The organism is Micromonospora sp. NPDC049580 (assembly GCF_040675595.1).
Lineage (GTDB): Bacteria > Actinomycetota > Actinomycetes > Mycobacteriales > Micromonosporaceae > Micromonospora.
The window spans coordinates 1-7072 of record NZ_JBFAPG010000332.1; the positions used below are offsets into that span (position 1 = coordinate 1).

The 7072-nt window shown below is 72.8% G+C and carries 9 protein-coding genes; all 9 read right to left on the reverse strand.

What is annotated here, in order from left to right:
* Nucleotides 1-12 precede the first annotated feature (12 nt).
* The 9 genes from AB0J68_RS22975 to AB0J68_RS23015 all read right to left on the reverse strand — a co-directional run bounded on the left by AB0J68_RS22975 (nt 13) and on the right by AB0J68_RS23015 (nt 7036).
* Entirely contained in the window at nt 13-810 is a 798-nt protein-coding gene (locus AB0J68_RS22975; RefSeq protein WP_363940437.1) for an SAM-dependent methyltransferase, read from the reverse strand.
* An 80-nt stretch (nt 811-890) separates the two neighbouring features.
* On the reverse strand, nt 891-1271 hold the full coding sequence (locus AB0J68_RS22980; RefSeq protein WP_354863332.1) for a YccF domain-containing protein: 381 nt from the start codon (nt 1269-1271) through the stop codon (nt 891-893).
* 44 nt (nt 1272-1315) lie between these two features.
* Entirely contained in the window at nt 1316-2017 is a 702-nt protein-coding gene (locus tag AB0J68_RS22985) for a cellulose binding domain-containing protein (RefSeq protein ID WP_355069225.1), read from the reverse strand.
* 101 nt (nt 2018-2118) lie between these two features.
* Entirely contained in the window at nt 2119-2499 is a 381-nt protein-coding gene (locus AB0J68_RS22990) for a DUF742 domain-containing protein (RefSeq protein WP_355136652.1), read from the reverse strand.
* Nucleotides 2477-2926: a roadblock/LC7 domain-containing protein gene (locus tag AB0J68_RS22995; RefSeq protein ID WP_363940438.1), complete on the reverse strand. Its 450-nt coding sequence runs from the start codon at nt 2924-2926 to the stop codon at nt 2477-2479. The genes AB0J68_RS22990 and AB0J68_RS22995 overlap by 23 nt, the downstream gene beginning before the upstream one ends.
* The gene (locus AB0J68_RS23000) at nt 2923-4362 is read right to left on the reverse strand and encodes a sensor histidine kinase (protein WP_363940439.1); all 1440 of its coding nucleotides are present in this window, start codon (nt 4360-4362) and stop codon (nt 2923-2925) included. Before AB0J68_RS23000 ends, AB0J68_RS22995 begins: the two co-directional genes overlap by 4 nt.
* Nucleotides 4359-6092 carry an ABC transporter ATP-binding protein gene (locus tag AB0J68_RS23005; RefSeq protein WP_354854009.1) on the reverse strand — a complete coding sequence of 578 codons (1734 nt, stop codon included), beginning with the start codon at nt 6090-6092 and terminating at the stop codon, nt 4359-4361. The genes AB0J68_RS23000 and AB0J68_RS23005 overlap by 4 nt, the downstream gene beginning before the upstream one ends.
* On the reverse strand, nt 6086-6565 hold the full coding sequence (locus AB0J68_RS23010; RefSeq protein ID WP_355062903.1) for a MarR family transcriptional regulator: 480 nt from the start codon (nt 6563-6565) through the stop codon (nt 6086-6088). The genes AB0J68_RS23005 and AB0J68_RS23010 overlap by 7 nt, the downstream gene beginning before the upstream one ends.
* A 24-nt stretch (nt 6566-6589) precedes the next feature.
* Complete coding sequence (locus AB0J68_RS23015; RefSeq protein WP_354854013.1) at nt 6590-7036, reverse strand: DoxX family membrane protein; 447 nt, start codon at nt 7034-7036, stop codon at nt 6590-6592.
* Between the last annotated feature and the right edge of the window lie 36 nt (nt 7037-7072).

Below are 7072 nucleotides of genomic sequence, written 5' to 3' on the forward strand. Positions count from 1 at the left end.
GGCCCGCGCCCGTCAGGGTTTGCGGGCCACGGCGCCGTAGGCGTCGATCCCCTCGGCGTCGGCGTCGTCCGGGCGCCACAGCGGGATCGGCACGAGGCCGGGCTCCACCATCGTCAGCCCGGAGAAACAACTGGCGAGATCCTCCGGGCTGCGCAGGATGTACGGCACACCACCGTTATCGGCCAACCGCTGCGCGCCGGAGACCACCGCCGGGCTGGTGTTGGTGCCGTCCCAGAGCACCAGGTGGCTGCCGGAGGCGGTCGCGTCCATCGTCCGCCCGACGATCGAACGCACCACGTCCAGGTCCGGCTCGTACCCCAGCACACCCATGAACATGACCGCGATCGGCTGGTCGAAGTCCAGCGTCCGCGCCGCCTCGGCGAGGATCCTCTCCGGGTCGTGGTAGTCGGCCGGAACGTACGTGGTGACGCCCTGCGGGGTCGTGCTGGCCAGCAACGCGCGGGCGTGCACGAGGACCATCGGGTCGTTGTCGACGTAGACGATCCGCGAGTCGGGCGTGACGTCCTGGGCGACCGCGTGGGTGTTCTGCATGGTGGGCAGGCCCGTGCCGATGTCCAGGAACTGCCGGATGCCCGCCTCGGCGGCCAGATGCCGTACGGCCCGCACCAGGAACCGGCGGGACTGCTGCGCCATCACGACGATCTCCGGGTAGACCTCGGCGACCGCGTCACCGGCCGCCCGGTCGGACTGGAAGTTGTCCTTCCCGCCCATCCAGTAGTTCCAGATCCGCGCCGCGTGCGGCACGTCGGGCTGAAGCGTCGTGGTGAGTTCGGCGTCCGGGCCGGCCATGCCAGGCTCCTATCGAGGGGTTCGTCGGGGTGGGTAGCACTCCGGATTGTCCACGATCGACGGTGCCGGCCCGGACCGGGTCACGGCGCGTCCACGACCTCCCGGCCCAGCGGCCAGAACGCCGCGGGGACGAGCTTGAAGTTGGCGACGCCGAAGGGGATTCCGATGATGGTGACGCAGAGCGCGATGCCCGCGAGGATGTGGGACAGGGCGAGCCACCAGCCCGCCAGCACCACCCACAGCACATTCGCCAGCCCGGAGCCGACGCCCGCGCCCGGCTTGGGCACCAGGGTGCGACCAAAGGGCCACAACGAGTAGACAGCGAGGCGCAACGAGGCGACGCCGAACGGGATGGTGATGACCAGGACGAAGCAGACCAGCGCGGCGAAGCCGTAGCCGATCGCCAGCACGAGGCCACCACCGAAGACGAGCCACAGGACGTTCAGGACGAAGCGAATCACCCCTTCAGCATGAGCGACGCGCGCCACCGGGGGCCCGGCCGCCGTCAGTCCGGCAGCCCGCCGCAGGCGACACCGTCGATCGTGCACGCCGTGGGCGTCGCGCCGACCGCCGCGCCGTTGACCCGGAACGTCACACGGACCGAGGCGCTGCCCGGCACCTGCCCGACGCTTCCGTCCGGCACGAACGTCCACACCGCGCCGTCCTGCGTGGCCCGCGCGCCCTGGACCGCGCTGACGCGCAGCGACTCCCGGGGCAGCGTGATGGCCAGCGTCCACTGCGTCACCGGAGCCGGCCTCGGATTGCTGACGGTCACGGCGGCGCCGTAGCTGAGCAGGGCCTGGTCCTCGATGGCGAAGTCGGCGCCGAGAGCGGCCGGGGTCGGCGACGCCGACGAGGGGGGCGCGGCCGGCGCGCTGGTCGGCGGCTCGACGGGCGGCGGGGCCGCGTTGACCGACGGCGGCGCGGACGTGGGCGGGCTGCTGGCCGCCGGCTTCGCCTGCCCCCGGGGTGTACCGGCCCCGGGGGTGCCCAACTGGTCCACCGACGGGGGCGGATCGAGGGTCACCGGCGCCAACTGCTCCGGCGTGCGCACCACACCGATGATGGAGATCACCGTCGCCACCACCACACCGAGCGCCGCGAGCACGGCGATCCAGGTGGCCCGTGACACATCGCCCCGGCCGGTGACCACCCGCCGTACGGCTGCGGCGGCGGCCACGATCCGGTCCAGCAGAATGATCGCCACAGTACGCCGTGGCTGCGGCGGTGTTGCCGGCACTGCCTCTCCCCTTCACTTCATTCCCGGACGCCAACCCGCGACCGCTGGGTCGCGGTGGCACCCGGCCGTCACAGGGCGCGCAACCCGACAAGTATCGACTCGAGCAGCTCCTGGGACGGCAGCTCCGACAGCGTCGGTGGTTCGTGCGTCTCGACCAGACCCGCTCCGAGCAGGTCACCGAGGAGGACCCGGACGGTGCCCAGGGGCAGATCCAGCTCGGCGCTGACCTCGGCCACCGACACTGGATGGTGACACAGCTCGACGATCCGCGCCTGTTCGGGGAAGAGTGCCGTGGGCGGTGTGGCCGGCCGCCGCGCGACGACCAGCGAGATGAGGTCGAAGCGGCCCCGCTCGGGTGCGGTGCGCCCACCGGTCATCGTGTACGGACGGGCCACCGGGCCGGCGTCGTCGTCGTACCACGCCTCGTCAGCGGAGCCGGCGCTGTGCACCAGAGTCCCCGCTTCTCGCCGCGGAGGCCGGGCCCAGGGTGATCGGCAGGTGCCGTTCGGCCTGCCCCACGAAGAGCGCGACCTCGTACGCCATGTCACCCACCTCGGTCTCGTCGCCGGCGATCCGGACGGTGAGGATCGTCCCGTTCGGAATGGTGGCGACGAACAGGAACGCCCGCGACATCTGCACGACGATCTGGCGCAGCCCGCCCGCGTCGCAGGTCCGGGTGGCGGCCAGCCCCAACGCCAGCAGACCGGCGACCACGCCGGAGATCTGTTCGGCCAGCTTCGGCTCCACCCGTCGGGAAGCGCCGAGCGGGAGCCCGTCCGGGGAGAGCACGACGGCGAACTCCGCCCCGCGTACCCGGTCGACCAGACGGTCCAGCGCGTCGGTCAGGCTGTCCGCGGTGACCACTGCATGCGTCATCGATGTCTCCTCGTTGCTCTCGTGACCGGCAGCTCGACGGTGTCGGGGCCGGTGCTGCCGGGTTCGGGCCCGGTCGACCCGGATTCGGGCCCGGCGGCCCGGGACTGGCGGACCCGCATCGGCAACTCGCCGGCACCGCCCGCCCGGCCCGCGTCGGGCGCGTGGGGCCCGCTGTGACCCGACCGGCGCGCGGGGCCGGGGACCGCCACGGCAGGTGCGCCGGTCACCGTGACCAGTTGCGCCGGCAGGTGCACGATCGCGGCCGTCCCGCCGCGCCGGCTGGGCCGCAACGTGACCCGGGCACCGCAGCGGGCGGCCAGCAGGGCGACGGTGTGCAACCCCGTGGCGTCGGTGGGCGGGTGGGTCGGCGGGTTGGTGAGCAGGTGGTTGGCCTCGCTCAGCGCTGTCGCGTCGAGGCCGGGACCGTCGTCGACCACCACGACCGCGCAGCCGTGCGGCCGGTGCTCACCAGCGACCCGGACGGTGGTGTCCGGGGCCGAGTAGGCCAGGGCGTTCTCGATCAGCTCGGCCAGCAGGTGTACGACGTCCGTGACGGCCGGCCCGGCGAGCGACCACGGCCAGTGCGGCGCGACCAGGACGCGGTGGTACTCCGGCACCTCGGCGACCGCGCCGCGCGTGACGTCGAGCAGGGGGACCGGGCGCCGCCAGCGGCGGGCCGGGGTCGCGCCGGCGAGGGTGATCACCTTCTCCACGTTGCGGCGGATCCGGGTGGTGAGGTGGTCGAGCTGGAACAGCTCGTCGGCCTCCTCGGCGCTGTGCTCCCGCCGCTGCATCGCGTCCAGCAGGTCGAGCTGATCGCGGAGCAGAACCTGGTTGCGCCGGGTGACCCGCAGGAACAGCTCCCCGGCGCGACGGTCCTCGACCGGCCGGCTGCCGGCCTGCCCGCTGCCGGTCTGGCCGGCGGGCGGCTGGTCGTCGGCGGGTGGGACCGGGACCGGCTCGGGCCGGCTCGGGTCGGTGCCCGAGCGGGACCGCTCGTCGGTCAGGCGGCGCACGGTGGCGGCCCAGCCGAGCAGCACCGCCAGCACGGCGATCAGCCCGAGCCCCACCACCGCGCCGGTCCGCCCGACGATCACCGCGGCGCCCGGCGTGGCCCGTTCGACGCTCCCGCGGGCGGTGGTCGTCACCAGCTCGTGCAGAGCGCCGAGGGCCGCGTCCGCCGCCGCCCGCCAGTCCGCCGCGCTGATCCCGCGCAGCGCGTCGACCCGGTCCGTCCGCAGCAGCGCGTCCTCCACGGCGAGCAGACCCGCGAACTCGGGGCCCGCCGCGAGACGCTGGTGCGCGCCCCGGCCGCCGGCCGGCCGGCCGGCCGGCAGCCGCTTCGGCGTCGCCGCGCCGCCGCCGGGTTGCTGCGTGTCACCGCCCGGCTTCTGAATGGGTACGGTCGCGGTCCGCGACTCGTCGGGCTCGCTCATGCCGCCACCTCCGCCGTCTGCTGGGAAGCCACGATCTCGGCGTACGTCGGGCAGGTCTGCACCAACTCCGCATGTCGTCCCACTCCGACGACCCCTCCGTTCTCGAGCACGATGATCTGGTCGGCGTCGACGATCGTGGACACCCGCTGGGCCACGATCACCACTGCCGACTGCGCGGTGACCGGGCGCAGTGCCGCCCGCAGCCGCGCGTCGGTGCCGAGGTCGAGCGCGGAGAACGAGTCGTCGAAGAGGTAGATCTCCGGCTGCCGGACCAGGGCCCGGGCGATGGCCAGGCGTTGCCGCTGCCCACCGGAGACGGTGCTGCCGCCCTGGGCGATCGGCGCGTCCAGGCCGCCGGGCATCTGGGCCACGAAGTCGCGGGCCTGCGCGATCTCCAGCGCCGCCCACAGTTCCTCGTCGGTGGCGTCCGGGTTGCCGTAGCGCAGGTTGCTGGCGACCGTGCCGGTGAACAGGTACGGCCGCTGCGGCACCAGGCCGATGCGTCGCCACAGCTCGTCCGGTTCCAATTCGCGGACGTCCACCCCGTCGACCAGCACCGCGCCGCCGGTGACGTCGACCAGGCGGGGTACGAGCGACAGCAGTGTCGTCTTGCCCGCGCCGGTGCTGCCGATGATCGCGGTGGTGGTGCCCGCGGTGGCCGTGAAGGAGATGTCGCGCAGCACCGGCTCGACCGCGCCCGGGTACTGGAAGCGCACCCCGCGCAGCTCCAGCTCGGCCCGGGTGGGCAGCTCGGTGACCGGCGCGGCGGCGGGGACCACCGAGGAGTCGGTGTCCAGCACCTCCACGATCCGCTCGGCACAGACCGCGGCCCGGGGCACCATCATCAGCATGAACGTGGCCATCATCACGGCCATCAGGATCTGCATCAGGTACTGCAGGAACGCGGTGAGCGCGCCGATCTCGATCGCGCCCGAGTCGACCCGCTGCGCGCCGAACCAGAGCACCGCCACGCTGGACACGTTCAGCACCAGCATGACCACCGGGAAGATCAACGCCATCAGCCGTCCGGTACGCAGGGCGGTGGCGGTCAGGTCGGCATTGGCGACACCGAAGCGGTCCGTCTCGTACGGCTCGCGGACGAAGGCGCGGACCACCCGGATGCCGGTGATCTGCTCACGTAGCACCCGGTTGACCGTGTCGATCCGGGTCTGCATCAGCCGGAAGCCTGGCACCATCCGCCGGATGATCGCGCTCAGCGCGACGGCCAGCACCGGCACGCTGACCAGCATCAGCCAGGAGAGCCCGATGTCCTCGCGCAGCGCCATGAAGACGCCGCCGACGCTCATGATCGGCGCGGCGACCAGCATGGTGCAGCTCATCAGCACGAGCATCTGCACCTGTTGCACGTCGTTGGTGTTGCGGGTGATCAGCGACGGTGCGCCGAACCGGGCCACCTCACGGGCGGAGAAGAGGTTGACGTGCGCGAACAGCCGGGCGCGGACGTCCCGGCCGAAGCCCATCGCGGTCCGGGCGCCGAGGTAGACGGCGGCGATCGAGCAGACGATCTGGACCAGGCTGACCAGCAGCATCCAGCCGCCGGTGTGCACGATGTAGTCGGTGTCGCCCCGGGCCACGCCCTTGTCGATGATGTCGGCGTTGAGGCTGGGCAGGTAGAGCGAGGCCATGGTGCCCACGAACTGGAGCAGCACCACCGCCAGCAGCGGTCTCTGGTACGGGCGCAGTTGACCGCGCAGCAGTCGGATCAGCATGACGGTTCCTCCACGTCGGTGGGTCGTCCGGTCCGCGGGTCGTGGCCGCCGCCGATGACTTCGAGTAGGAACTCCCGGATCACCTGGGCCTTCGCCGGATCGGCGTCGACCGAGGTGAGCGGGCGTCCGGAGTGCATGAGAGCGCCGAGGGCCGCGACCCGCTCCCGGCCGGCGGGGGTGAGGGCGAGTCGGATGCTGCGCCGGTCGCTGTCGTCGCGCTGCCGCTCGACCAGGCCGTCGCGTTCGAGGGTGTCGACGATGCCGGTCAGGGTGGCCGGGCGGACGAACCCCTTCTCGGCCACCTGGCGGTGGGGCAGCTCGCCGTGGCGGGCGAGCGTCATCAGGGTGATCATGCCGGCCTGGGTGAGGCCGTGCTCCTCGGCGAGGTAGCGGTTCCACCGTTGCCCGACGAGGTGCCCGGCCACCACCAGCAGCCGACCGAGCGGCACATCTTGAAGGGTGACGAGTTCCACGGGAGTAGATTAGCTACCTGATAGTCAGGGGCCAAACGAAATAGCCGCAGCGGTGGCGACGAACACGAGTTGCAGGACGGTGCGCTGCCCGAGCGGGGTGACCGGGCGTCCGGCGAGGGTCAGCCTCCGGCCCGCGGCCGAGACGTTGGCCGGGAACATCGCGAGCATGAGCAGGCCGAGCCCGGCTGCGGCCAGCCGGGCGGTCGCCGGGATCAGCAGCCCGGCGGCGCCGACCAGCTCCAGTGCGCCGGTGACGGTGACCAGCAGATCCGGCCGGGGAAGGCCGGGCGGGACCATCGCGATCAGGCCGGCGCGGCGCTGGCCGACGAAGTGCGCGAGGCCGGTCACCAGGAACAGCAGGGCCAGCCCGACCCGCAGCGCGGGATGCCAGCCGTCGAGTGCGGCGACGCCGGCCAGGCCGGCCAGTCGGGCCAGGGCGGTGCCGACCACGAGCGCGATCAGGGGTGCCATCGAAATCCTCCTCGGCGCAATCTTGTCGATGACAAG

Bases quoted from the DNA above. Each gene is read 5' to 3' on its own strand.
- AB0J68_RS22975 (WP_363940437.1), bottom strand. From the start codon at position 810: ATGGCCGGCCCGGACGCCGAACTCACCACGACGCTTCAGCCCGACGTG.
- AB0J68_RS23015 (WP_354854013.1), bottom strand. From the start codon at position 7,036: ATGGCACCCCTGATCGCGCTCGTGGTCGGCACCGCCCTGGCCCGACTG.
- AB0J68_RS23000 (WP_363940439.1), bottom strand. From the start codon at position 4,362: ATGAGCGAGCCCGACGAGTCGCGGACCGCGACCGTACCCATTCAGAAG.
- AB0J68_RS23005 (WP_354854009.1), bottom strand. From the start codon at position 6,092: ATGCTGATCCGACTGCTGCGCGGTCAACTGCGCCCGTACCAGAGACCG.
- AB0J68_RS22995 (WP_363940438.1), bottom strand. From the start codon at position 2,926: ATGACGCATGCAGTGGTCACCGCGGACAGCCTGACCGACGCGCTGGAC.